At 58.7% G+C, this 20,982-nt stretch carries 18 protein-coding genes; 7 read left to right on the plus strand and 11 right to left on the minus strand.

Annotated elements, in window-relative coordinates; genetic code table 11:
• Positions 1-67: 67 nt before the first annotated feature.
• From CKW17_RS24630 to CKW17_RS24650, 5 genes are all read right to left on the minus strand, one after another.
• Positions 68-1,000: a sigma 54-interacting transcriptional regulator gene (locus CKW17_RS24630; RefSeq protein ID WP_077570158.1), complete on the minus strand. Its 933-nt coding sequence runs from the start codon at positions 998-1,000 to the stop codon at positions 68-70.
• Between the two features lie 54 nt (positions 1,001-1,054).
• Entirely contained in the window at positions 1,055-1,636 is a 582-nt protein-coding gene (locus CKW17_RS24635) for an alpha/beta hydrolase (protein ID WP_077570156.1), read from the minus strand.
• A gap of 368 nt (positions 1,637-2,004) precedes the next feature.
• Complete coding sequence (locus CKW17_RS24640; protein WP_003220570.1) at positions 2,005-2,406, minus strand: biopolymer transporter ExbD; 402 nt, start codon at positions 2,404-2,406, stop codon at positions 2,005-2,007.
• A 1-nt stretch (position 2,407) separates the two neighbouring features.
• Positions 2,408-3,133, minus strand: a complete 726-nt coding sequence (locus CKW17_RS24645; protein ID WP_095122256.1) for a MotA/TolQ/ExbB proton channel family protein — start codon at positions 3,131-3,133, stop codon at positions 2,408-2,410.
• Between the two features lie 45 nt (positions 3,134-3,178).
• Positions 3,179-3,988 carry an energy transducer TonB gene (locus CKW17_RS24650; protein WP_095122257.1) on the minus strand — a complete coding sequence of 270 codons (810 nt, stop codon included), beginning with the start codon at positions 3,986-3,988 and terminating at the stop codon, positions 3,179-3,181.
• 358 nt (positions 3,989-4,346) lie between these two features.
• On the opposite strand from CKW17_RS24650, the gene CKW17_RS24655 reads away from it, so the two are divergent.
• Positions 4,347-4,658: a hypothetical protein gene (locus CKW17_RS24655; protein ID WP_141234593.1), complete on the plus strand. Its 312-nt coding sequence runs from the start codon at positions 4,347-4,349 to the stop codon at positions 4,656-4,658.
• Between the two features lie 90 nt (positions 4,659-4,748).
• On the opposite strand, the gene CKW17_RS24660 is transcribed toward CKW17_RS24655, so the two are convergent.
• The 3 genes from CKW17_RS24660 to CKW17_RS24670 all read right to left on the minus strand — a co-directional run bounded on the left by CKW17_RS24660 (position 4,749) and on the right by CKW17_RS24670 (position 8,992).
• Positions 4,749-5,075 carry a hypothetical protein gene (locus tag CKW17_RS24660; RefSeq protein ID WP_034151843.1) on the minus strand — a complete coding sequence of 109 codons (327 nt, stop codon included), beginning with the start codon at positions 5,073-5,075 and terminating at the stop codon, positions 4,749-4,751.
• A 189-nt stretch (positions 5,076-5,264) separates the two neighbouring features.
• Positions 5,265-6,608: an aryl-sulfate sulfotransferase gene (locus CKW17_RS24665; protein ID WP_095122258.1), complete on the minus strand. Its 1,344-nt coding sequence runs from the start codon at positions 6,606-6,608 to the stop codon at positions 5,265-5,267.
• Positions 6,609-6,631: 23 nt separating this feature from the next.
• The gene (locus CKW17_RS24670) at positions 6,632-8,992 is read right to left on the minus strand and encodes a TonB-dependent receptor (RefSeq protein ID WP_095122260.1); all 2,361 of its coding nucleotides are present in this window, start codon (positions 8,990-8,992) and stop codon (positions 6,632-6,634) included.
• A 165-nt stretch (positions 8,993-9,157) separates the two neighbouring features.
• On the opposite strand from CKW17_RS24670, the gene CKW17_RS24675 reads away from it, so the two are divergent.
• Positions 9,158-10,102, plus strand: coding sequence for a LysR family transcriptional regulator (locus CKW17_RS24675; RefSeq protein ID WP_095122261.1), 945 nt, complete (start codon positions 9,158-9,160; stop codon positions 10,100-10,102).
• A gap of 190 nt (positions 10,103-10,292) precedes the next feature.
• Positions 10,293-11,909, plus strand: a complete 1,617-nt coding sequence (locus CKW17_RS24680) for an alkaline phosphatase family protein (RefSeq protein WP_095122262.1) — start codon at positions 10,293-10,295, stop codon at positions 11,907-11,909.
• A gap of 198 nt (positions 11,910-12,107) precedes the next feature.
• Here CKW17_RS24680 and CKW17_RS24685 read toward each other — a convergent pair whose 3' ends face one another.
• A complete protein-coding gene (locus CKW17_RS24685) occupies positions 12,108-13,016 on the minus strand; it encodes a TauD/TfdA family dioxygenase (RefSeq protein ID WP_095122264.1) in 909 nt (302 codons plus the stop codon).
• Between the two features lie 180 nt (positions 13,017-13,196).
• On the opposite strand from CKW17_RS24685, the gene CKW17_RS24690 reads away from it, so the two are divergent.
• Complete coding sequence (locus CKW17_RS24690; protein ID WP_064117472.1) at positions 13,197-14,117, plus strand: LysR family transcriptional regulator; 921 nt, start codon at positions 13,197-13,199, stop codon at positions 14,115-14,117.
• 122 nt (positions 14,118-14,239) lie between these two features.
• Here CKW17_RS24690 and CKW17_RS24695 read toward each other — a convergent pair whose 3' ends face one another.
• Complete coding sequence (locus CKW17_RS24695; protein WP_095122266.1) at positions 14,240-15,253, minus strand: ABC transporter substrate-binding protein; 1,014 nt, start codon at positions 15,251-15,253, stop codon at positions 14,240-14,242.
• A gap of 396 nt (positions 15,254-15,649) precedes the next feature.
• Between CKW17_RS24695 and CKW17_RS24700 the strand changes: the two genes are divergently transcribed.
• From CKW17_RS24700 to CKW17_RS24710, 3 genes are read left to right on the plus strand one after another with little or no spacing between them, the layout of a single operon-like run.
• Entirely contained in the window at positions 15,650-17,248 is a 1,599-nt protein-coding gene (locus CKW17_RS24700; protein ID WP_095122269.1) for an ABC transporter permease, read from the plus strand.
• Positions 17,245-18,060, plus strand: a complete 816-nt coding sequence (locus CKW17_RS24705) for an ABC transporter ATP-binding protein (protein ID WP_095122272.1) — start codon at positions 17,245-17,247, stop codon at positions 18,058-18,060. Before CKW17_RS24700 ends, CKW17_RS24705 begins: the two co-directional genes overlap by 4 nt.
• Positions 18,061-18,074: 14 nt before the next feature.
• On the plus strand, positions 18,075-19,685 hold the full coding sequence (locus CKW17_RS24710; protein ID WP_095122275.1) for an arylsulfatase: 1,611 nt from the start codon (positions 18,075-18,077) through the stop codon (positions 19,683-19,685).
• A gap of 199 nt (positions 19,686-19,884) precedes the next feature.
• On the opposite strand, the gene CKW17_RS24715 is transcribed toward CKW17_RS24710, so the two are convergent.
• Entirely contained in the window at positions 19,885-20,955 is a 1,071-nt protein-coding gene (locus CKW17_RS24715; protein ID WP_095122277.1) for a fatty acid desaturase, read from the minus strand.
• Positions 20,956-20,982: the final 27 nt, after the last annotated feature.

The following is a 20,982-nucleotide window of genomic DNA, read 5'->3' on the forward strand; positions in this document are numbered from 1 at the left end:
TTTTTATTCCCGGACAATAACGTTTATTCAGCTTCATATTCCATTTTGTTCATGTTGAACGAAACGGTTACAACGCCTCACCCAAACGAATCAGCAAATCTTTCAAGGCCTTACGCTCATCGACGCTGCCGCCGATGTTGATTTGTGCAACCAGCCGTTCGATCTGAAGCTGCGGCCCAGACACCTCGGGCAGATTCAGGTGCTCCGGCAGAATCTCGTCGCCAGTACTCACCAGCAAGGCAAAATGAATGACGTTTTCCAGCTCTCGAGTGTTACCCGGCCAGCTGTGTTGTTCGAGCACGTGTTGCGCTGCTTCGCTGATCAGCGGCACGGGCAGGTCGAGGCGCTGGCTATAGATGCCAAGGAAGTACTCGGCCAGCGAAAGAATGTCGCCGATGCGTGCGCGCAAGGCGGGCAGTTCCAGTTGCCCTTCGCTGAGGTAGTGATAAAGCCGCTCGTGGAATTTCCCGGCGTCCACTGCTTGCGCCAGATCGATGCTGGTCGCCGCGACCAGGCGCACATCCACCGGACTCGGCTGATGCGCACCGACACGGGTGACTTCGTGGTTCTCCAGGGCGGCGAGCAGTTTGATCTGGATTGGCAGCGGCAAGTCGCCGATTTCATCCAGATACAAGGTGCCGCCATTCGCCGAACCGAACCATCCGGCACGGCTGCTGGCCGAGCCGCTGTAACTGCCGGCGGCATAGCCGAACAGTTCGGCATCGGCGTAGGTCGGGCTGATCGCACCGCAATTGACCGAAACGAACAGACCGCTGCGGTCACTGGCGCGATGGATGTGCCGGGCGAGCAATTCTTTACCCGTACCAGTCTCGCCACGGATCAATACCGAGGTCGAGCGCGGCGCCAATTGCTCGAGCTCTTCGCGCAATTGACGCGAGCGCGGATCGACGAACACCAGCGCCTTGGCGCGAATGCTCAGGGGGCTTTTTTCCGCGTCAGGAAAGGTCAGCAATGGCTGACCGAAGGTTTCGAAACTCATGGCAGACTCCCGCCCAAAACCGCCGGGAGACGGGGGCGTTGAAAGAAATAAAAATCAGGCGCGGCGGCGAGCGTGGTGTTCCATGCGGTTTTGCAGGCGATAGAGATAAGCAAAACCCTGCTCCCAACGCTGATGCCCGGACTTGACGTTGATGTGCCCGGCACCGGCGAGAATCCCCGCCTCGGCGCCCCAGTTGCGCGCCAGCTCAAGCGCTCGCGGTGCACTGACGGCAGCATCGTTATCGGAGCTGACCACCTGGCTCGGAAACGGCAGCAGGTCAGTCGGAATCGGGGCGAAGTTACGCAGCGCCGGCGCGCAGGCCGGGCGCTCGACATCGGCCGGTGCGACCAGCAAGGCGCCGCGCACCTGACGCAGGTATTGCAGCGGCGCAGTGGCTGCCCAATGGGCAACCGTGACGCAGCCCAGGCTGTGGGCGATAAGGATCACCGGCGTGCTGTCGGCGGCAATCGCCTCGGCCAGTGCCGCGACCCAGTCTTCACGACGCGGCGTCAGCCAATCGGCCTGCTCGACCCGCGCGCTATTCGGCAGGCTGTTCTGCCAGTGGCTTTGCCAATGATCTTCTGGCGATCCTTGCCAGCCCGGCACAATCAGGTAGCGGATTGATTCGTTGCGCATGGGGAGCTCTCCTGCGTCGTGTCTGTTCCTGAACGAGTATAGGGAGGGGATTTATATTCGTTAAGGAATAAGAAGCTATTTATTAAGATCTGAATTGAATATGAGATTTATGCATGGCTTGAAATCTTTTTCCCCCTCACCCCAGCCCTCTCCCCCAAGGGGGTGAGGGGGAAAGGGAGCCGATCACCTAGCCTTTCCAATCCGGAGTTCGACTGGATATTTCAGGTCGGCGTACCTTGAAAAATCACCACGGTCGGTCCCCTCTCCCTCTGGGAGAGGGCTAGGGTGAGGACTTTGCTTCTAATGCCAGAAATAAAAAAAGGGCCGCACCCTGCCAAGGAGACGGCCCCGGAAAAACGTTGAATCTGTTACCGCGCAGTAATCACCGACAACTTGGTAATCCCCGCCCGTTCAATCGAAGCCATCGCCCGCGCCACTTCGCCGTAATTCACCCCGTCATCGGCCTGCAATTGCACGCGCACTTCCGGGTCCTTGGCCTTGGCCGACTTCAGGTTGAATTCCAGCAAGTCCGGCTGAATCTCATCCTTGTTGATAAACAGTTTGCCCGCACCATCGATGCTCACCACCAGCGGGTCCTTCTGCTCGACCGGCGCCACCGCTTCGGTCTTCGGCAGGTTGATCGGGATCGCATTGGTCAGCAGCGGCGCGGTGACGATAAACACCACCAGCAGCACCAGCATCACATCCACCAGCGGCGTCACGTTGATCTCGCTGAGTACCTCGTCACTGTCTTGCGTGGAGAAGGCCATATCAGGACGCCTCCTTCACTTTTGCCGAATTGCCGGTTGCTGCAACCTTGTGCGCGGTCGGATGAATCAGCACACGGAACGCACTCTTCTGCGCCAGGCTGTAGAAGTCGTGGGCGAAGTCATCGAGATCCGCCGCCGTCAGTTTCAACCGACGCAAAAAGTAGTTGTAAACCAGCACTGCCGGCACCGCGACGGCGATCCCCACACCCGTGGCGACCAGTGCCGCACCGATCGGCCCGGCCACCGTTTCCAGGCTCGCCGAACCGGCCGCGCTGATGCCTTTCAACGCTTCCATGATTCCCCACACCGTGCCGAACAAACCAATGAACGGCGAGGTGCTGCCAATACTGGCGACCACTGCCAGGCCTGTTTCCAGCGAACGGCGTTCGCGGACAATTTGCTGACGCAAGGCGCGCTCCAGTCGATCCTGATGGTTGATCGCCTGGCTCAAATCATTGGCCTGTGGCGCCTCGCCCACTTGAATCGCTGCGTAACCGGCCTGCGCTACTCGTGCGGCGGCGCCGGGTTGGGTTTCGCTCAATTCAGCGGCGGAATCGAGACTAGACGCCGCCCAGAAACGTTTATGAAAGCGCCGATCCTGCGCCTTCAGACGCCCGAACTGCACAGCCTTGAGCAATGCCAGGCCCCAAGTGGCGACGGAAAAAACCACCAACAGCCAGATCACCGCGCTTTCGATGGATTCCAGTGGAGATGCCAGTAACGTCATGATGTATTCCCTCGTGTAAACGTTTCGCGCGAATTTGGTTTCGGTTTAATGAATCTTGAAATCGATGGGCACGCTGACCCAACCGTTCTGGGCGACATCACCCTGCTTGGCCGGGACGAAACTCCAACGTTTGACGGCGTTCAGCGCCGCGTCGTCGAGCTGTTGCCGGCCGCTGCTTTTGGCTATCTGGATCTCACCCGGTTTGCCGCTGGCCAACACATGCACGCGCAGCAACACCGTGCCTTCCCAACCGCGACGCTGAGCCAGCGACGGGTATTCCGGCGCCGGGTTTTTCAGGTACGCGGCATTCGCTGAGGCCGGGGTTACCGGTGCCGGCGCGGGAGGCGCAGGTGGCGCTGGCGCTGCAACCGGGGCAGCCGGTTGTGGCGGCGCCGGTGGTTGCTCGACCGCTTTCGGTGCTGGTTTGGGTGCCTGTTTAACCACCGGTTTGGGTTTCGGAACCGGTTTGGGCGGCGGCGGTTTTACCGCCAGTTCGTCTTCCACCGGCGGTGGTGGTTCTACCACTGGTGCAGGTGGCGGCGGCTCGACAACCGGTGGCGCTGGTGGCGCCGGGCGCGAGAATTCGATAGTCATCGGCGGAATTTCCGGCGGCACGATCGGCAGCACCGGCGTCGGCTTCTGGCTGATCCAATAGATCACCGCGCCATGCACCACCAGCGCGAGCACGCCGAGCAGAATTGTTTCGCGCCGACTCAGAATGCCCTTGGGCGCACGCTGCAAACGCAACTGCCCCAACGGCACACGATGCGGCCGGCCGAGATCGACCAACTCGCCACCCGGCGTCTGACGCCACAGCAATTCCTCTGCGCTGGCGGCGGTCTGGACATTGCCCATTGATTCACTCCCTGCGGTCTTTTTGCGTTCTCTACAAAAACTGCCGATCAACCGTTTTGTTGAATCCCCCACGGTGGATCGATGGGTGAATCATTGGGCTTGAGACTTATCTCCGAAAGTAATCTTTCAAGTTATGGATAGAACATTTGGATATATTAAAACTGATCACTTCTCGCAAAGCCACGCCAATCAAGGGCCGCAGCCCAGCGTCCAAAACGCCATGCTTTTCAAGCATTAAAAGTATTCGCTGAAGGTATGGGGCAGCCCTACATTCCTGCTTACAACAATCGAGTTGATTGACATGCCGTGGGGGCATTAGATGTCAGCGCATTTTAAAATCGACTCAGGAAGAGTAATGATGCAATTAACCAAACGGACAATGATTTACATGGCGCTACTACTGGCGCCCTTATCGGTGGCATCGGCCGCGACGAAGATCACACTGCCTGCGCAACTGGAGATCAGCAACAAAACCAGCTTCCCCCTTTATGTATTTCAAAACGAGTGGCGCAAAGTTGTGTTGCCGGGCGAACGTATTCAGACCAAGGACTACAAAGAGTCAGCTGTGACAGTCGCGACATCGACACCCGAGGCGGCGATCAAATTTGTGACGCTTAGTCACGCAAAAGGCTGCAAAGCGCAAACCTGTGTATTAATTACGGGCAATTAATTAATCGCCGTTATCGTAGCCGCGATTTTCTCGAGGGGTATAAAAAAGCCGCCACGCCCGATAAAGGCATGGCGGCTTCTTTAGCCACTGTTACTGTTTGACGAACTCCCCTGCCACGCCAACAACATCACCATCAAAGTTTGTGCGCGAACCAACCGCACGAACTTTTGAATAATTGTGATCCGGCGAGAACAATGTCCAGGACTGATAACCAGTGCCGTCATTCAGAGCCGTGAACGTGATGATCGTAGGCTGCCCGGTGCTGTTCTGGAAATGGTAGTGCCCGTAAGCAATGTCGTAATTCACGCCGTTCTGACTGAATTTACCACTGAAGGTGCCGTTGGAATCGTTGCCATCGGTAATCGTCAGTTTGGCGCCAGCGTTAGCGTTTACATAATTGCCATTAATGCTCGACATAACGAGATTTCCTTTATCGTTGGATAAGTGTCTTCCGATGAGAGCAAGTTTCCTCCTGGAAACTCACGACAGTCAGGATGGTTGGACATTCAATTATTGTCCACGCGAGTTACTAACGAAATTGCAATAAGCACTGTTCAACCCGGTCATAACTTATCGCGGTTCGTTCGAGCACTAATTCCATTTCAACTAACGACTGGCATTGGTTTGCTGCACACCGACAACTGGAGCATTAACCGCTGTCTCGGAGCGCGGCGTGCCCGTTGGCACCCAGTCATAACTCACAGGCAGCGCCCGATACACCCAGTTGCTGATCGCGTCGCTGCCCGGCGCCTTGCCGAGATAGGGACTGACGTATTCCCAGACGTTTTCACCGCTGGCTGTCACTTGGAAAAACCGTCCGTTCATGCCTTCGTCGATCAGCGTGTTGCCGTTGGGCAAGCGTCGCGCACTGCTGATAAACGAGCTGTAGAACGCCCACCCCGGCTGCTTCGAATTCGCCGCGCTGTACTGCCAGACGATTTCGTTTTTCACCGGGTCGATTTCCAATACCCGCGAACCGGAAATCAGCCCAAGGGTGACGTTCGGGTAACCCGCCGAACCCTGGTTATCGAACACCAGCACGTTGCCGGCTCCAGGCAACCCGGCCGGAATGATGTGCGCATCATGCTGACCGACAAACTGATCCACCGGACGCGGCAATTTCTGCGCGGTTTTCGGGTTGATCAGTGGCAAATTCGGACCCAGACGCCAGACCACTTTGCCGCTGTTCTTGTCGATGATCGCGATGAAGTTGGCGTTGCGTGAATCGATCAGCAGATTGTCCGGATTGAAGCGCTTGTCACCGGCATCGAACCACTTGTTCGGCCCTACCAGGCTGAGGTTGTTGATGTGCAGGTAGTCCGGATTCTCACTGGCACGGACCAGCTTCAACTGCTCGGCGGTGAAGCCGAACTCATTCAGATGCTCCGAGGCCAACCACTGCCATTTCACCGCGCCGTCGGGGCTGACTTCATAGATCGCATCGTCGATCACCTCGGGCACTTTGAAGCCTTTGACCGTGTGCACCTTGTTCGCCAGCACCACGGTGTTGCCGTTGCTCAAACGGCGCTGATCATGGTGCTGTTGCGCGGCGCCACCGGGCGCCTTGTCGCCCCACTGCCAGACGACTTTGCCGCTCCAGTCCAGCTCGCCGACGCTCTGATTGCCCAGACCGTTGCCGGCCGAACCGAGTTTGCCGGGATCCTTTTCACTCAGTTGCAGCAACACATGCCCGCGCTCGCCGCCGACCAGTTTTGGATCGATGATCGCCGACGGGAAACCTGCCTGTGGCCAGGTTTTCACCTCGTTGCCGTTCATGTCGATCAGGTGCGTCTGCTTGTCGGCGCCGCTGAAAATCACGTACTGATTGAAAGCCTTGTTCGGGTCATAACGGGTCACGCCGGTCGGGTAAACACTCAGTGCGGCGAATGCGCCGGCACTGAGCACTGCGCCGGACAGCAACACCGGCAAAGCGGTTTTGATACGCAACATGATGCAGCTCCTTGAGTGACGAATCAGAAGTCGTAGCGACCGGTGACGCCTAGCGTGCGCGGTGTGCCGAGCAGGCCTTCATAGCCGCCGTTGCCGCCCGTCCACAGGGTTGTGTAGTAGGTTTTGTCGAAGGCGTTTTTCAGCCACAGCGACACGTCCCACTGACCTTGGTTGAAGTCGCCGCGCAGGCCGGTGGAGAAGTTGACCACGGCGTAACTCGGGATCTGGCCGTAGTCGGAATCCTCGACCGTGCCGACGGCTTTCGAACGGAATGCATAGCTCGCGGTGACGTAAGGTTCGAAGCCGTTATCCAGATTCCATTTGTATTCGCCGTTGGCGTTGCCGATCCACTTCGAGGCGCCGACCACTTGATGGCCGCTGAGGTCGCAAGACGCTGGAGCACCCGGCGCCTGGCTGACTTCCGGCGGGCATGGGGCGTCTTTGTACGACAGGTAGCTGACGTCGTTGTAGGAGCCGTTGATGTTCAGGGTCAGGCCGCGCAACGGGATCACCGTACTTTCGAACTCGACGCCGCGCGAACGCACGGAACCGGCGTTGGTCAGGTACTGCACGCGATTTTCCGCGTCGTAGGCGTTGGTCTGGTAAGCGTTGACCTGGGTCCAGAACACGTTGGCATTGAGTTGCAGACGGTGATCCCACAGCGTGCTCTTAAAGCCGAGTTCGGCGTTGTTCGCGCGTTCGGTGCCGATCAGTAGCGAATCGGCGCCGGCCACCGGCGCAGAACCGACGGCGAGGTTAACCCCGCCGGATTTCTCGCCGTGGGACAACGTGGCGTAGCCCAGAACATCATCGGTGATGCGATAGCTGAGATTGAGCAGCCCGGAGGGACTGGAGCTGTACTGATTCAAGTCGCCGGAATCGTAAGCGCCGGTACGACCACGCCGTGCGGTGGCCGCCGCGCCTGTTACAGCAGCGCCACCAATCGGCGCATCCCTCGTGACCCAAGCGGATTTTTCTTCATAAGTGCCACGCACCCCGGCGGTGAAATCCAGTCGCTCGCTGAGGTGCCAGGTGCCTTGGGCGAACAGCGCAAAGCTGTCGGTCTTGATATGGCCGTTACCAACACTGGTGACGTTGGCCAGCGCACCGCGCGCGGTGCCGTTCCAGATATCGGCTTGTGGGCCGTAATAAGCGAAGGATTTATTGTCCAGATCCGAACCGAAGTAGTAGGCGCCGACCACGTAATCGAAGAACTCACCCTTGGGCGAGGCCAGGCGAAATTCCTGCGAATACTGTTTGTCTTCCACCGACACCCCGGCGTTGTAACTCGCCGGCACGTTGAGGCCGTCGTCGTTGCGCGGGGTGAAATTCCAGAAGCGATAGGAACTGATCGAGGTCAGCGTGAAATCGCTCGGCAGCGTCCAGTTGGCCTCCACCGAGGTGCCGCCCTGATGCACGGTGACATGTTGGTCGTTGTCCAGATTGACCTTGCGGTGCGAACCGTTAACCAGGGTTGCGCCGGCCGCGTTGGCGCGCGATTGGTACAGGTTGACGCCGTTGATGGTCGGCCCAGTGTTGTACAGCACGCGGGTGCCGGCGCTGGAGTCCTCTTCGTTGTAGTCGCCGATCCAGCGCAGGTTGAAATCTTCGTTGGGCTTGAACAGCAGTTGCGCGCGGAAGCCCTCGCGCGAGCCGCCGTTGAGATCATGGCCGTCGTATTCGTTTTTGATGTCACCGTCGCTGCGAGTGCGGTACGCCGAAAATCGTCCGGCCAGTTGATCGTTGAGCGGGCCGGAAATAGTGCCCTTGGTCTGGAAATAACCGTCCTCGCCGACCGAAGTTTCGATGCTGCGCTCAGGGGTGAACGTCGGAGCACGGGTACTGATGTTGATCACCCCGGCGGTGGTGTTTTTGCCGAACAGCGTGCCCTGCGGCCCACGCAAGACTTCGAGCTGTTCGATGTCCATCAAATCAAACACCGCCATCCCCGGACGACCCAGGTAGACGTTGTCGATGTACAGACCAACGCTGCCTTCAAGACCATCGCTCGCAGGGTTGTTGCCAAGGCCGCGGATCGACACGCTGGACTGGCGTGCGTGCATGTAGGCGACGTTGACGCTGGGCACCAATTGCTGCAAATCCTGAATCCGGTAGACCCGCTGCGTCTCCAGATTCTGCCCGCTGACCACGCTCATTGGCGTCGGTACATCCTGCGAACTTTCCTCGCGGCGGCGGGTGGTGACGGTCACGGTTTCCAGTTGCGAACTGTTGGCGGCAGGCTTGCCAGCCGGTGCCGGTGCTGGGGTTTCAGAATCGGCGGCATAGCCGTGAGTCCAGCTCGCGCTCCCTGCCAGCAACAGGGCCAGAGGCAGGCGTTTGAGCCGTCGTGGCGTTAGGGGTGAGGCAAGGTTCAACGGACTCATGGCGCGGCTCCTGGTCAAAAAACACACAGACATCTTTAGCGCTGCATATTCTTTTAAGTTATTTATTTATGGATTTACAAATATTTACTGCATAAGAGATTGCCTTTATAAGGAGTCGACCTAATGCATATCCAATGCATTTCCCGGATATTTTTTATGTGAAAAATGCATATCGACTTGCGTCAACTTCGTCACTTCATCGCCTTGGCTGAACAACGCAGCTTCGTCGCCGGCGCGCAGGCGGTGAACCTGTCGCAGTCAGCGTTCAGCCGCAGCATTCAGGCGCTCGAGCACAGCGTCGGCTGTCAGTTGGTTGATCGCGGGCGCAAGGAATTACCGCCGACCAAACAAGGCCAGGTGCTGCTCGAGCACGCGCGGCGACTGGTCAGTGGCGCGCAGCAGATGGCCAACGAGATCAGCCAGTTCAACGGGCTTGAGGCTGGGGAATTGCGCTTCGGTTGTGGGCCAGCGCCGGCGGCGGGTTTGATTCCTCGGGCGATTGGCAGCTTCATCGGCCGCTATCCGAAAGCGCGGGTGCAGTTTCAGGTCGATGACTGGCAGAGCCTGAGCAAGCGACTGATGAGCGAGGAATTCGAATTCTTTGTCGCCGATACACGCTACTTCGAGGCGGATCCGGATTATCTGACGCACCGGTTGCGGCCGCGTAAATGGCATTTCTGTTGCCGCGCAGGGCATCCGCTGGCGGCTTTCGATAAGGTCAGCGCCGAGCAATTGATGAGCTATCCACTGGCGGTAAGCATTCGTCCGCCGAACTTGCGAAAAGTCATTGTCGATCTCAGTGGGCGGCCGGATTTCACCCCGAATGTGGAATGTGAAAACAGCTCGAGTCTGCTCAGTGTGGTGCTGCGCTCGGATGCGATCGGGATTGTCGGGGCGTATTCGGATGCGCTGCACCAGGCCAAGGGTGAATTGGTGTGTTTGCGGATTGAAGGGTTGGCCGATGATCTTGAGGAGCTGTATACGCGTTATGGGATTGTCAGCCGGGCGGGGTATCGGTTGTCGCCGTTGGCGGAGGCGATGATTGAGCAGATCAAGGCGATTGATGCGGTGGATGAGGAGGTGTGTTCGCTGGATAGACTTGCCGTCTGATCGACCACTATCGCGAGCAGGCTCACTCCTACATTTGAAATGCATTCCCCTATAGGAGTGAGCCTGCTCGCGATAGCGCCAGTACAGGCACCCATGCATTTCCTGCATAAAACCCATTCCCCAAATGCACTTGCCGAACACCCCCACTGAAAGCGAAATACCTCGCCTGTCCCATTGACCGGTGAACCCCATGCCCACCCCGCCAAACCCCGTGCGCAACGTGCTGTACATCATGTGCGATCAACTGCGCCGCGATTACCTGTCCTGCTACGGCCACCCGCACCTGCACACACCCAACATCGATCGACTCGCTGCGGCCGGTGTGCGTTTCAGCCGCGCCTACACCCAAGGCACGATCTGCGGGCCGTCGCGGATGTCGGCCTACACCGGACGCTATGTCAGCAGCCATCAAGTGGCGTGGAACGCCGTGCCATTGCCGCTGGAAGAACTGACTATCGGCGACTATCTGCGACCCCACGGCATCCGTACCGCCTTGGTCGGCAAGACCCACGCGACGGCGAATATCGATGCCTTGCAACGCCTGGCGATCAATCCCGATAGCGAACAAGCCGAAATCCTCAACGAAGTCGGCTTTGAACCCTACATGCGCCACGACGGCATCTATCCCGACGATCCGCTGTTCGACGACAAGCGCGAATCCGCACCCTATAACCATTACCTGCGTGAACACGGCTTCGACGGCAAAAACCCCTGGCACGACTGGGCCAACGCCGCCGAAGGCGAGAACGGTGAAATCCTCAGCGGCTGGCAAATGCGTCATGCGAATTTGCCAGCACGAATTCCCGAGCAACACTCAGAGACTGTCTACACTACAAATCGAGCCATCGACTTCATCACCGAGCAAGGCGAGAAATCGTGGTGTTTACACCTTTCCTATATCAAACCGCACTGGCCCTACATCGTACCAGCGCCGTACCACGCCTTGTACAGTACGAAATCGATTCTCGAAGCGGTCCGCGCGACGCCCTCCGAAGCCAGCAAACACCCCGTATACACTGCCTTTCGCCAGCATGAGGAAAGCCTCAACTTTTCCCGCGATTCAGTACGACTGACTGTAATCCCTACGTACATGGGTCTGATCAAGCAGGTGGATGATCAACTCGGACGGCTGTTCGATTTTTTACAGAGCAACGGTCGCTGGGATGACACATTGATCGTGTTCACCAGCGATCACGGCGACTTTCTGGGCGATCACTGGCTCGGTGAGAAGGAGTTTTTGCTGGAGCAGGCGGTGGGGGTGCCGTTGATCGTGCGCGATCCTCGGGCGGCGGCGGATGTCACGCGCGGAACGGTGGATGATCGACTGGCGGAAACCATCGATGCGTTGCCGACGTTTCTTCAGGCATTGGGATTGCCGGGGGCAGAGCATCGGCTTGAAGGGCGTTCGTTGATCCCGCTACTGCACGGTGAAAATCCGGACTGGCGCCGCTATGCAATCAGCGAATACGACTACGCCTTCCAGGCGCCGGCGCGGGAGCGTCTGGGCCAGCCGATTGATCGTTGCCGGATGACCATGGTGCGCAGCGAGCGCTGGAAATACCTGGCGTACGACGGCTTTCGGCCGCAGTTGTTTGATCTGCTCAATGATCCGCAGGAGCTGCGCGACCTGGGGGATGACCCGGCGTATGCGGCGGTGCGCGAGGAGCATGTGGGGTATTTGTTTGAGTGGGTGCGGGGGTTGAAGCGGCGTACGACCATCAGTCATCAGGAGATAGATTTGCGCGGGCAGCGGTTTCGTTATGGTGAGCCGGAAGCCGAGAAGGTTGTGCAGATTGGGGTTTGGTAGCTTTAAGAGCCCCTCACCCTAACCCTCTCCCAGAGGGAGAGGGGACTGAATGGGGGATATTTCAGAGGTACACCAACCTGATCGTGCTTCACCGAATCCATAATCGATAAAGATCTTTCAGGCCTATGCATAACGGGAGACAACTCGGTCGGCTCCCTCTCCCTCTGGGAGAGGGCTGGGGTGAGGGGATGTTGATCTTCAGTCACGACCTTTGATGGTCTGACTACGCTGCCCATTCGCGCCCACCGGCACTTCCCCCTTGAGCGTCACCCGACGCACCACCCGATCCTGAGTCCCGTAATCATCAATCGCATAGTGCTGCGTCGAGCGGTTATCCCAGATCGCCACATCACCGGCCTGCCAGCGCCAGCGCACGGTGTTTTCCTGACGAATCACATGGCTCTGCAACAGCCCGAACAAATGCGCCGAATCCGCCTGCGAATAACCCTTGATGCGTTTGACGAAATGCCCCAGCAGCAAGCTCTTCTCGCCGCTGATGGGGTGTACGCGCACCACCGGGTGCTCGGTCTCGTAAACGGTGGAGGTGAAGACCTTGCGATAGCGCTCCAGCTTCTCCGCGGAGACGTCCGGCTTGGCGCTGGCATAGTCGTATTCGTTGCTGTGCACGGCGACCAGTTTATCGGCCAGCTCACGCAGCTCGGTCGGCAAGCCGTTGTACGCGGTGGCGGTGTTGGCCCACAGGGTATCGCCACCGAATGCCGGAGCTACCACCGAACGCAGGATCGACGCTTTCGGGTAGGCGTCAACGAAGGTCACGTCGGTGTGCCAGGAGTTGGCGCGCTGGCCTTCAGCGCCGTCCAGTTCGAGCAGATAACGCGTGCCTTCACGCGACGGCACGGTCGGGTGAGCGACAGGCTCGCCGAGCAAATGAGCAAAGGCTTCCTGACGCTGATCGTCGAGCTGAGTCTGCTCACGGAAGAATACGACTTTGTACTGAACCAGTGCCTGTTGAATCGCTTCAATCGTGGCGGTGTCCAGCTCACCGGACAAATGCACACCACGAATCTCGGCGCCAATACGACCGGCCACCGGATGAATTTCCAGCGCGTGGACAGCGGGTTTTACGGCGAGTGCGGCATTGCTCATGGGTAGACCCTCATCAACTGCTTACGGTTGGCGGCAGCGAAACAACGCTCTATCTATATTCCATTTACATCTAATAGATATTCACATGCTTCGTTGACGGAATAAGAGCTTGCATTTAAAACCTCTAGCAACCCTCGTCGCAAATGCCTTCGAGCTATTTTTAGGATGCCGGAAAAGCATATGGATCTTCGCCAGTTGCGTTACTTCATCGCCCTCAACGAACACCGCAGTTTTGTCCGTGCGGCGGACGCGATGGGCATCACTCAACCGGCGTTCAGCCGCAGCATTCAGGGGCTTGAGCAAGAGTTCGGCTGCGTGCTGGTGGATCGCGGCAACAAGGATTTGCGCCCCACGCCCGAAGGCCAGGTGGTGCTGCAACACGCCCTGAGCCTGGTGCAAGGCGCCGCGCTGCTCAGCGCCGAAGTGACGCAGATGACCAAGCTCGATGCCGGCGAAGTGCACTTCGGTTGCGGCCCGGCGCCGGCGGTGAAACTGGTCCCGGACGCGGTGGCGCAATTCATCAATGCGCACCCGAAAGTGCGCACCTGTTTTCAGGTGGATAACTGGGAAAAGCTCAGCCGCGCGCTGAGCCGTGAAGAGATCGAATTCTTCATCGCCGACATCCGTCATTTCGAGTCCGATCCGAACTTCCAGACCCAGGCACTGACACCCAAACGCGGGGTGTTTTTCTGCCGGCCGGGGCATCCGTTGCTGGCCAAGGAAAGCCTGTCGACCAACGACATGTTCGACTACCCGTTGGCGACCACGCTGATCCCGCCGGGCATTCGCAAATTGTTGGCGAACCTCAGCGGCCGCATCGATTTTTCCCCGACCATCGAGACCGAGCACTTTCCGGCGCTGGTGAAAGTGGTGCTGCAATCGAATGCGATTGGCGTGGGCACGGAAGAAGCGTTTGTCGAGGACATTGCCAAGGGGTCGCTGGTGTTGCTGCACTGGCGCAATCTGCCGCAGAACCTGGAGAGCATGAATGCGCGCTGCGGGATTGTCAGTCGCACCGGGTTTCGCCTGTCGCCGGCGGCGCGGGCGCTGATCGAGACGTTGGTGGCGGTGGATCGGCAGGAAGTCAGCGTCGCTGTTTAGGGCCCTTTCGCGAGCAGGCTCGCTCCCACAGTGGTTCAGTGGCGAATGCAGAATCTGTGTTCACCTAAGAACCCTGTGGGAGCGAGCCTGCTCGCGAAGAGGCCAGAGCAGGCGCTAAAGATTCAGAGTTTGGCCGCCGCCAACTCAGGCGCCACCCAATCATTGACCTTGAACGGCTTGCGAATCAGCTTCTGCTGCGCCGCCAGATCCACTTTTTCCTGCAAGCTGCCGAGGAACACCGGATCCAGCGTTGAAGGGAATACTTCGCTCAACTTCTGATCCTGCAGATCCTGCGTCAGGATCACCGGTGGATAACTGGCCAAACCCGAGACCAGTTGCACGTAAGCCGCCTTGTTGCTGTCCTCGGTCAGCCACTCAACCGCCTGCTGCTGCGCCTTGAGCAATTTCGCCACCGCTTCCGGGTGCGCGTCGACAAATTTGCCCGTGCCGACCAATACCGACTGCACACTACCCGCACCGCCGAGATCCTTGGTGTTGAGCGGCAGTTCGGCCAGCCCTTTGGCCTGCAATGCGGTCAACCCGGAACTGCCCCAGGACGCATCGATCTGCTTGGCTGCCAACGCCGCGACCGCTGCGTTGAAGTCCAGATTGATGACCTTCAGATCCTTCTCACTCAAGCCCTGACTGGCCAGCGCCGCATCAAACGACAACTGCGTCGCGGTACCGCGGAAAATCGCCACACGCTTGCCTTTGAGATCCTGGAGCGTCTTGATCCCCGACCCCGGCACGACGCCCAGATACTGCTTAACCCCACGGGCACTGGCGCTGAGCAACCGCGTATCGAGGCCATTGGACTTGCCGATGATTGCCGCCAGATCGCCCAGATACGCCAGATCAACCTGACCATTGGCAAATGCCTCGTTGATCACCGGCCCCGCACCTTTGAAGAAACTCCACTGAATCTTGATGCCCTGATCAGCGAAGGCCTTTTCGAAGATCTGCTGATCGCGCAGCACATCAACCACGCCACCGCCGCTGTGCTGGGTGCCGGCACTCAGGTCAGGCACGGCGATTCTGATTTCCTTGAGTTCGTCGGCATGCGCGGTGAACGCCAGCAGGCCCGCCAGAGCAGGAACGGCAAACAGACTGAAAACGCGTTTAAAGGGAAGGTTCATGAGTGCAGCTCCTTGATCACGACGGGCGTTGAGGAGTCGAAAGTAGGCCGAATGAACACCTTCGCTTAAATACTATAAACGCACATTTTTATAGCTTTTAACGCTAAGCAAGCAATAACGGGGCTTGCAGCGGCGTATGCATTAACAGCATCGAAAATATTCTTCGAATGCATTGGATGCGTGTGGGCTGGAAGCCTTAAATGGCGCTGCTTATCTCTAAAAATAACTTATTAAAAATTATTTATAACCATTTGATCTTAGTTAATACCGCTAGAGATCGCAGCCTTCGGCAGCTCCTACAGGGGTCAATTCAAGGACGCATTCCCCCGTAGGAGCTGCCGAAGGCTGCGATCTTTTGATCTTGATCTTGAGCCAACCCGACAACGGAGGTCATCCATGGCCCGCCCATCCTTGCTCAGTCTCCCACTGCCCGCGCCGCCGCTGAAAAGCCGCCGTACCTGGCCAAGCCTGAACCAACGCCTGTTGCCGTGGCTGTTGCCCCTCAGCCTGTTCGCCCTGTGGTGGCTGGCCGCCCGCAACGAATGGATGAGCGAACAGATCCTGCCTGCGCCGTCACTGGTGTGGAACAGCGCTGTCGAGTTATCGCAGGGCGAGTTATGGGGCCACTTGTGGATCAGTCTGCAGCGTTTGTTCTGGGGACTGCTCGCGGGGGTTTCTGCGGGTGCATTGCTCGGCGCAGCACTGGGATTCAGTCGTCGCCTTGAACGCTTGATCTTCCCGACCTTCGCCGGACTTTCACAAATACCGACGCTGGCGTGGATTCCCTTGTTCATGGTGTTTTTCGGCATCGGCGAAGTGCTGAAACTGGTGGTGCTGATCAAAGCCATCGTGGTTCCGGTAACCCTGCACACACTGGTCGGCGTAAGAGATGCACAACCAAAACTGCGCGAAGCTGCCGCTGTTTTACGCTTGCCGCCACACCTGCTGATCCGTCGCCTGGTGCTGCCCGCCACCCTCCCCGCGTTCATGGCTGGCGTACGTCTGGCGCTGGCCGCCGGATGGACTTCGTTGCTGGCGGTCGAACTGTTGGCCTCCAGTGAAGGCATCGGTTACCTGATGGTCTGGGCGCGGCAGTTGTTCATGCTCGACATCGTGTTCGTGTGCATCGTGGTCATCGGATTGATCGGTGTGGCGATGGATCGCGGCATCGGTCTGCTGGACAAGAAACTGGTGCACTGGCCGCATCCGGCCACCGCTGAAATTCGCCGCGGCCCGCGCTATGAAGGCTGGCAGCGTCTGCAGCCATGGCTGCTGCCGCTGAGCTTGCTGGCGTTGTGGCAACTGGCGAACGAACTGCAGTGGGTCGACGCCAACATTCTGGTCAGCCCGCTGGCCGTTTTAAGCACGGCATGGGATGGTCTGCTCGACGGCACGTTGATCAGCGGTATGGCCCTCAGTCTTGGTCGTACACTCGGTGGTCTGCTGCTTGGCGGCGGCCTCGGATTTGCCTTGGGCCTGCTGCTGGGTTTGTCGAACATCAGTGAACGCCTGCTCGGCCCGACCCTCGCCGCCCTACGCCAGATCGCCATCTTCGCCTGGGTGCCGCTGCTCACCGCGTGGTTCGGTCTCGGCGAACTGGCCAAGTGGGTGTTCGTCGCCCTCGCCGCCTTCTTTCCGCTGTTTATCGCCACGCAACGCAGCGTCGCCAACCTCTCACCACAACTCAACGAAGCCGCACAAGTTTTGCGCCTGAGCCTCAGCCAACGCCTGCGCCGACTGGTGTTGCCGGGCGCTGCGCCGGGGATTTTCGCAGGCCTCAGATTGAGCCTGATCTACGCCTGGCTCGGCACCATTGGCGCCGAATATTTCATGCCGTCCAACGGCGGCATCGGCAGCCAGATGATCGGCGCACAACAGTTGTTGCGCATGGATCTGATCATGGCCGGCATGCTTTTCGTCGGTCTCACCGGCGCCCTGCTCAACCTCATTGGCCAACGCCTGGAAATTCGCGCGACCCGCTGGAGACACGCATGAACGCACCGATTGTCAGCTTCAACCACGTAGGCAAATCCTTTGACGTCGACGGTTTCGAACTGGAGGCAATTCGCGAATTCAACCTGGACATTGCCGAGGGCGAGTTTGTCGCCATTGTCGGCTCCAGCGGTTGCGGAAAATCTACCTTGCTGCGTTTGCTGGTGGGTCTTGATACGCAGTTTCGCGGGCAGATTACCGTGGATGGCAAAGCCGTCAGCGGCATCGGTGGCGAGCGTGGCATCGTCTTTCAGGAACACCGTTTATTCCCTTGGCTGACCGTCGCCGACAACATCGGTCTGGGTCTGGTCAACGAGCCGCTGAGCGCTGCGCAGAAGCAACAACGGATCAACGACTTCATCGAGCTGGTCGGCCTGCGCGACTTCACCCGCGCCTATCCGCACCAGCTCTCCGGCGGCATGGCGCAGCGTGTGGCGATTGCTCGCGGCCTGGTTGCCAGTCCAAGAATTCTGCTGCTCGACGAACCGTTCGGCGCGCTCGATGCGCTGACTCGCCAGCAGATGCAGGACGAGCTGCTGGCGATCCGCGAGCGCGCAAAAATCACCACGATTCTCGTCACCCATGACGTCGAAGAAGCGATCTTCCTCGCCGACCGCGTGGTGGTGATGGAGCCGCGTCCGGGGCGGATCAAACAAGTGGTCGACATCGCCCTGCCGCACCCGCGCCAGCGCAGCAGTTTCGACTTCCATCAGTTGCGTGAAGAACTGCTGCACGAACTGACCAGTGACGACCATTACCAACCGAGCGTGCCGGTGCAGATCCGCGATCTGCCGCTGACGTTCATTGCCTGCTGAACAGGAGTTTTGCGATGCCGCAACGTCCCAATTTTCTGGTGATTCTGGCTGACGATCTAGGCTTCTCCGACATCGGTGCGTTCGGCGGCGAAATCGCCACGCCGCACCTCGATGCCCTGGCCAACAATGGCCTGCGCCTCACCGATTTTCATACCGCACCAACCTGCTCGCCGACCCGCTCGATGCTGCTGACCGGCACCGACCACCACATCGCCGGCATTGGCACCATGGCCGAAACGCTGACGCCGGAACTGATCGGCAAACCGGGTTATGAGGGCTATCTCAATGATCGCGTGGTGGCACTGCCGGAGTTGCTGCGCGAGGCCGGTTATCAAACGTTGATGAGCGGCAAATGGCACCTCGGTTTGAAGGCTGAACTGGCGCCCCATGCGCGGGGTTTCGAGCGTTCGTTTTCGCTGCTGCCGGGCGCGGCCAACCACTACGGTTTCGAGCCGACCTACGATGAGCAAACGCCCGGTCTGCTGAAATCCACTCCGGCGCTGTACATTGAGGACGATACTTTCCTCGACGAATTGCCCAAGGATTTCTATTCCTCCGATGCCTTTGGCGACAAGTTGCTGCAGTACCTCAAGGAACGTGACCAGACCCGGCCGTTCTTCGCCTATTTGCCGTTCTCTGCGCCGCACTGGCCGTTGCAGGCGCCGGCCGAGATCGTCGAGAAATACCGTGGCCGCTATGACGCCGGCCCCGAAGTACTGCGCCTGGAGCGACTGGAAAAACTCAAAGCCCTCGGCCTGATTGAGCCAGACGTCGAGCCGCATCCTTTGATTCAGTTGACCCAGCAGTGGGACGCATTAAGCGAGGAACAAAAACAGATTTCCGCGCGGGCCATGGAGGTCTACGCGGCGATGGTCGAGCGCATGGACTGGAACATTGGCCGGGTTGTCGATTATCTGCGCCAGCAAGGGCAGCTCGACAATACGTTCATCCTGTTCATGTCCGACAACGGGGCCGAAGGCGCGCTGCTTGAAGCGTTCCCCAAGTTCGGCCCGGAACTGGTGACGTACCTCAGCCAGCACTACGACAACAGCCTCGACAACATTGGTCGGGCTAATTCCTATGTCTGGTACGGGCCGAACTGGGCACAAGTAGCGACCGCGCCGTCACGCTTGTTCAAGGCGTTCACCACCGAGGGCGGGATTCGTGTGCCGGCGCTGTTGCACTATCCGCAGTTGGCGATCAAAGGGCAGATCAGCCATGGCTTCGGCACGGTGATGGACATCACGCCGACGATTCTCGATCTGGCGGGTGTGCGTCATCCGGGCAAATTATGGCACGGCAAACCGGTGGCGCCGTTGCGTGGTAAATCGTGGTTGGGATTCTTGTCCGGCGAGACTGCGCAGGTGCATGACGAGCACACGGTCACGGGTTGGGAATTGTTCGGGCGCCGAGCGATTCGGCAGGGGTCGTGGAAAGCGGTTTGGATTCCCGGTCCTGTGGGGCCGGCGACCTGGCAGCTGTATGATTTGAGCAGTGATCCGGGGGAGATTCATGATCTGGCGGTGAGTCAGCCGCAGAAGCTCAGCGCGTTGATCGGGCATTGGCAGCAGTATGTCGAGGAGACTGGGGTGATTCTCAGTGAGTCGCCGTTTCAGCCGGATTGAGGGGAAGATCAAAAGCCCCTCACCCCAGCCCTCTCCCGGAGGGAGAGGGGGCTGACCGAGGTGTCTTTCGTTAAACATCGACCTGAAAAATCGGGTCGATTATGGATTCGACAAAGCTATTTCACGTCGGCGTAACTCTTCAATATCCCCCGATCAGTCCCCTCTCCCTCTGGGAGAGGGCTAGGGTGAGGGCAGTTTGTCAGGCCTCCACCGCCTCCCCAGACACCGCAACTTCATCCCGACGAACAAACCGGTTCGCCCGCCCAAACGTGCCGAAATCATTAAACCGCACCCCCATCTCACGCATCACCTTATGCGCCACCGGCACGGTCATCTGGCGGATGTAAAACGGCTCCTTCACGACAAAATGATGGATCCCGTGACTGCTGCCAAAGTTGAAGCAAAACGCCTGCAACGGCCACAGCCACCAAGGGTTGAGCACCTGACACTGCTGCAGCACATTGCCCAGTTCGACATCGCCGTAGTAATGCATGTTCGAACTGATGAAGTGCAGACAAAACGTGCGCAACACGTTCGGGCCGATGATCACCACGGCGGCGATATCGATCACCTGCATCACCGACAACGTCGTCGCTGACCATTCGATCGGCGCGCCCAGCAGATAGGCGATGCCATTGGCCGCGTGAAAACCGAGAAACACATACCACGCGCCCCAATGCACCAGCGCCAGCGGCGCATACACCTTCAACGTGCGCTTGATGATGCTGAACTTGTGCGCCCAGGTCTTGGCCCGCAGCATGCGGATGAACGCTGACATGACGTTGTCGCCAACCATCAGCAAGCGCGCGAAGCCCCACGGCTCGCCGTTGGTGATCGCGCGTTCTTCCATGTCGGTTTCTGTGCCAGAAACCTTGTGATGATTGAGGTGCAGATGCCGGCGAATCCACGGGTTGATCGTGCTCGGCCGCGCCAGCCAGACCAAGGCCATCATCAAATTGTGCGGCACACGCTGCTTGCGAAAATACATGCTGTGGATCAGATCGTGCTCAAGCTCATGGGTCAGCGAAGCGAAAAACGCGTTGAGCAACAGGCACGCCCACCACGCCATGTGGCCGGTGATGTACAGCGCCGCCGAGCCGATCATCCCGATCAGCGCAAAGGCCAGAATCCCCGCCCCCAGCGCATCCTGATGCTTGAGAATCGGGTAGCGCTCGCGCAGTTCGACGCCTTTGGCCAGCACCACTTGGCGAATATGCGCTGATCGCTGGGCCGCATTGTGTCGCTGGGGACTTGCAGAAGTACCGTCCATGCTTCCATCCTCTGTTTATGGATGTTC

It is taken from the genome of Pseudomonas sp. Irchel s3f10 (assembly GCF_900187515.1).
Classification (GTDB): domain Bacteria; phylum Pseudomonadota; class Gammaproteobacteria; order Pseudomonadales; family Pseudomonadaceae; genus Aquipseudomonas; species Aquipseudomonas tensinigenes.

What these genes read in the sequence shown, in the direction of transcription:
- CKW17_RS24630 (WP_077570158.1), bottom strand. Translation starts at nt 1,000, where the DNA reads ATGAGTTTCGAAACCTTCGGTCAGCCATTGCTGACCTTTCCTGACGCG.
- CKW17_RS24635 (WP_077570156.1), bottom strand. Translation starts at nt 1,636, where the DNA reads ATGCGCAACGAATCAATCCGCTACCTGATTGTGCCGGGCTGGCAAGGA.
- CKW17_RS24640 (WP_003220570.1), bottom strand. Translation starts at nt 2,406, where the DNA reads ATGGCCTTCTCCACGCAAGACAGTGACGAGGTACTCAGCGAGATCAAC.
- CKW17_RS24645 (WP_095122256.1), bottom strand. Translation starts at nt 3,133, where the DNA reads ATGACGTTACTGGCATCTCCACTGGAATCCATCGAAAGCGCGGTGATC.
- CKW17_RS24650 (WP_095122257.1), bottom strand. Translation starts at nt 3,988, where the DNA reads ATGGGCAATGTCCAGACCGCCGCCAGCGCAGAGGAATTGCTGTGGCGT.
- CKW17_RS24655 (WP_141234593.1), top strand. Translation starts at nt 4,347, where the DNA reads ATGCAATTAACCAAACGGACAATGATTTACATGGCGCTACTACTGGCG.
- CKW17_RS24660 (WP_034151843.1), bottom strand. Translation starts at nt 5,075, where the DNA reads ATGTCGAGCATTAATGGCAATTATGTAAACGCTAACGCTGGCGCCAAA.
- CKW17_RS24665 (WP_095122258.1), bottom strand. Translation starts at nt 6,608, where the DNA reads ATGTTGCGTATCAAAACCGCTTTGCCGGTGTTGCTGTCCGGCGCAGTG.
- CKW17_RS24670 (WP_095122260.1), bottom strand. Translation starts at nt 8,992, where the DNA reads ATGAGTCCGTTGAACCTTGCCTCACCCCTAACGCCACGACGGCTCAAA.
- CKW17_RS24675 (WP_095122261.1), top strand. Translation starts at nt 9,158, where the DNA reads ATGCATATCGACTTGCGTCAACTTCGTCACTTCATCGCCTTGGCTGAA.
- CKW17_RS24680 (WP_095122262.1), top strand. Translation starts at nt 10,293, where the DNA reads ATGCCCACCCCGCCAAACCCCGTGCGCAACGTGCTGTACATCATGTGC.
- CKW17_RS24685 (WP_095122264.1), bottom strand. Translation starts at nt 13,016, where the DNA reads ATGAGCAATGCCGCACTCGCCGTAAAACCCGCTGTCCACGCGCTGGAA.
- CKW17_RS24690 (WP_064117472.1), top strand. Translation starts at nt 13,197, where the DNA reads ATGGATCTTCGCCAGTTGCGTTACTTCATCGCCCTCAACGAACACCGC.
- CKW17_RS24695 (WP_095122266.1), bottom strand. Translation starts at nt 15,253, where the DNA reads ATGAACCTTCCCTTTAAACGCGTTTTCAGTCTGTTTGCCGTTCCTGCT.
- CKW17_RS24700 (WP_095122269.1), top strand. Translation starts at nt 15,650, where the DNA reads ATGGCCCGCCCATCCTTGCTCAGTCTCCCACTGCCCGCGCCGCCGCTG.
- CKW17_RS24705 (WP_095122272.1), top strand. Translation starts at nt 17,245, where the DNA reads ATGAACGCACCGATTGTCAGCTTCAACCACGTAGGCAAATCCTTTGAC.
- CKW17_RS24710 (WP_095122275.1), top strand. Translation starts at nt 18,075, where the DNA reads ATGCCGCAACGTCCCAATTTTCTGGTGATTCTGGCTGACGATCTAGGC.
- CKW17_RS24715 (WP_095122277.1), bottom strand. Translation starts at nt 20,955, where the DNA reads ATGGACGGTACTTCTGCAAGTCCCCAGCGACACAATGCGGCCCAGCGA.